This is a genomic window from Brevundimonas sp. (assembly GCF_032107865.1).
In the GTDB taxonomy this organism is placed as follows: domain Bacteria; phylum Pseudomonadota; class Alphaproteobacteria; order Caulobacterales; family Caulobacteraceae; genus Brevundimonas.
Genome location: NZ_DAMCNG010000274.1, coordinates 1 through 3,172, shown reverse-complemented (window position 1 = coordinate 3,172; position 3,172 = coordinate 1). Strand labels below are relative to the sequence as shown.

At 70.0% G+C, this 3,172-nt stretch carries 3 protein-coding genes; 1 reads left to right on the top strand and 2 read right to left on the bottom strand.

Translation table 11 applies throughout. The features are described 5' to 3' along the window. Positions 1–178 precede the first annotated feature (178 nt). A complete protein-coding gene (locus RT567_RS15390) occupies positions 179–1,831 on the top strand; it encodes a serine hydrolase (RefSeq protein WP_313577113.1) in 1,653 nt (550 codons plus the stop codon). Positions 1,832–2,017: 186 nt separating this feature from the next. Here the strand turns inward: RT567_RS15390 and RT567_RS15385 are convergent, their stop codons facing one another. Together RT567_RS15385 and RT567_RS15380 are read right to left on the bottom strand one after the other, a co-directional pair. Further along, positions 2,018–2,419: a hypothetical protein gene (locus RT567_RS15385; RefSeq protein WP_313577112.1), complete on the bottom strand. Its 402-nt coding sequence runs from the start codon at positions 2,417–2,419 to the stop codon at positions 2,018–2,020. Between the two features lie 72 nt (positions 2,420–2,491). Next, positions 2,492–3,172 (bottom strand): DUF4893 domain-containing protein (locus RT567_RS15380; RefSeq protein ID WP_313577111.1); only part of this gene is annotated, 681 nt, incomplete at its 5' end.

Genomic DNA, 3,172 nt, shown 5'->3' with positions numbered 1-3,172 from the left:
CGTGACCGGCGACGGCATGCGCCCGCGCGACGTGACCGGCTTCACCCGCGCCCAGATCGTGGCGGACGTGCTGGAGCATCTGCAAAGGTGGCGGCTGGCGGCATAGGACGCGCGACGCCCCTTGGCCCGACGGACGGGCGGCGCTAGCGTCGCCGTTCAGTCTTCGGGAGCGTCCTTGATGTCCATCCGCCTGTCGCGCCGCGCCGCGCTGATTTCCTCCGCCGTCGCCGCTACGGGCGCGGCCCTGCCCGCGACCGGCTGGGCCCAGACCAGCGCCGATACGCGCTCCGACGACGAGATCGCCGCCGCCGCCGACGCCTGGGTGCAGCGCTGCATGGCCGCCTGGCCCGAGCAGCCCGCCGTGTCTCTCGCTCTGGTCCGCGACGGCAAGACGGTGCTGGCCAAGGGCTACGGCGTGCGCCGTCAGGGCAAGGCCGAGCCCGCCGACGAACACACCCTGTTCGCCATCGCCTCCAACTCCAAGAACGTCACCGCCGCCTGCCTGGCCATCCTGGTCGATGAGGGCAAGGTGAAGTGGGACGAGCCGATCCGCACCTATCTGCCGGGCTTCACCCTGTCGGACCCGTTGGTGAGCCAGCAGATCACCGTGCGCGATACGCTGAGCCACCGCGCCGGTTTCGGCCTGGGCGCCGGCGACCTGCTGTTCTGGCCCAACAGCGACCGCACGCGCGCGCAGGTGCTGGCCCAGGCCGCCTTCGTGCCGATCGAGGACGGCTTCCGAGAGGACTACCACTACTGCAACCTGATGTTCGTGGTCGCGGGCGCGGTGATCGAGAAAGTGTCCGGCCTGTCGTGGGAGGACTTCGTCCAGACCCGCATCTTCGACCGCGTGGGCATGAGCGAGAGCGTGCCCCTGGCGCGTCTGGCCGATCCGAAGAAAAGCGCCCTGCCGCACGGCCGCGTCGGCCCGCCGCTGCGCTATCAAGGGGCGATGACCCAGATCGCCGAGTCGATCGTCGAGGTCTGGAACTGGGATTCGGCGGCGGCGGCGGGCGGCATCTGCGCCAGCGCCCACGACTGGGCCAAGTGGATCGCCGTGCGCCTGAACGACGGCAAGCTGGCCGACGGCTCGCGCCTGTTCTCCGAAGCCGCCGCGCGCGAGATGTACAAGCCGAACATCGTGGTGTCCTCGTCCAACGGGCCGACGGCCGCTCTGCCGAACCGGGCGGTGGCCTCGACCTACGCCATGGGTCTGCAGGTGCAGGACTATCGCGGCGAGCGGCTGGCGACCCACGGCGGCGGCTCGCCCGGCGGCATCTCAGCCACGGTGCTGATCCCCGGCCGCAAGATCGGCTTCTCGGTCTTCACCAACGCGGAGGAGAGCTTCCTCTTACGCGCCCTGCGCTCGGGCCTGTCAGACATCGCCATGAACAAGGTCGACGTCGACTGGATCGCCGATTCCAAGCGGATCGAGGCCGAAGGAACCGAAAAGTCGCTGAAGGCCGCCGTCGAGATCGACGCCAAACAGGCGGCGGGCGCGGCGCCGTCCCTGCCGCTGGAGGCCTACGCCGGAACCTGGCGCGATCCCTGGTACGGCGACATCGTCATCGAGCCGAAGACCGAGGGGCGCGGCCGCAACCGCAAGTCCGGCCTGTGGCTGCGCTTCACCCACACCCCAGCGCTGCAAGGCTGGCTGGAGCCCTATGACGGCGAGACCTTCCGCACCCGCCTCCCCGACAAGCGCGAGGAGGACGCCTTCATCACCTTCAGCATCGCCACGGCCAAGCCCGCGACCGCCACGGTCAAGGGCGTCTCGCCCGACATCGACTTCAGCTACGACTATCAGGATCTGCGGCTAACGCGGGTCTGAGCACAAATGCCCTTCTCCCCTTGCGGGAGAAGGTGTCATGCGGAGCATGACGGATGAGGGGTGACGGCAGCGCCGCTTGACAGCTCAGGCGGCGCCTCTGTTGTTCTTCCCGAACCGGCAGCTCTGACACCCCTCATCCGAGCGCCTCCGGCGCCCACCTTCTCCTGCAAGGGGAGAAGGGGCAGGTCACTGCGCCGGACGTTGGCCCGCCTCCAGGATCGGCATCCCCGCCTCGGTGGGGATGTAGATGGTCTGGCGGCCTTCCTTGCCGGCCGTTTCCTGCAGCATGTTGATGTAGGACCAGCGCAGATAGGCCTCGGGGCCGCCCAGGGCCTCGGCCATGATCCGGTTGGCCTCGTTGGCGCCCTTGGCGCGCTCGATCTCGGCGGCGGCGGTCAGCTTGGCCGAGTCCAGGGCGGCCTGGGCCTCCAGCACGCGGATGCGGCGGTTCTGCACCGCCTCTTCATAGGCCGCCTTGCCCGCCATCTGCTTGGAATAGACGTTGTAGGTGGGGAAGCCGATCAGGACGACCGCCAGCACGACGGCGATGGCGATGATGGATCCGAGCGTGAGGCCGACGCCGCGCATGCGGGTGCTCCGAGGTTGAAAGCGATGAGGCGCTCAAGGTGGCGGGCGCGGCCCCGCCCGGTCAAGCTGCGATCAGCGCGTCAGCTCCAGAATGTCGAGCTTGGATTCCTGCTTGGGGAAGGGAATGACCAGGCGCCAGCGCTGCGGTCCGATGCGTTCGAACACCCCCAACTGGTCGCGCTCGGCCTTGGCGCCATAGGCGGGGAAGCCGCTCTCGTCGCCCCAGGCCTGCGCGCCGACATAGACCAGGCGCCGGTCGGTGTCGGGATAGAGCAGGCCGCGCGTGCGCTGGCTGCCCGTCGTCTTTTCGAGGATCAGGTCGCCGCCGGGCGTCAGTTCGACGCGACAACGGAAAGCCGGATAGGCGACGTAGGCCAGGCCTTGAGCCCGGCCCGCCCCTGCGTCGCGCGCGCCCATCTTGATGGTGCGGCAGCGGTAGTCGCCCGGCGGGGGCTGCAAACGGCCGGCCTGTCCGGCGTTGGGATCGACCAGGACGCCGAGGGATTCGACCTCGTCAGCGAAGCCGCGCGCCTCGGCTTCGGCGCGGGCCAGGCTCCAGGCCTGGTCGAGACGGCCCAGCAGGCTGGCGTCAGCAGGCGTAGCGACCGTACGCCAGTCATCGCCTCCGCCTTGCTCGCCGGGGGACGGAGACGGGGCCGCAGCCTCAGGCGCGGGCGAGACGGCTTCGGGCGCCGCCTCGGCAGGCGCGTCGGGCGAAGAAGCGGACGGCCGGTCCGGCGCGGCGGGGCGGTC

Coding starts and splice junctions, on each gene's coding strand:
- RT567_RS15390 (WP_313577113.1), top strand. CDS start 179: ATGTCCATCCGCCTGTCGCGCCGCGCCGCGCTGATTTCCTCCGCCGTC.
- RT567_RS15385 (WP_313577112.1), bottom strand. CDS start 2,419: ATGCGCGGCGTCGGCCTCACGCTCGGATCCATCATCGCCATCGCCGTC.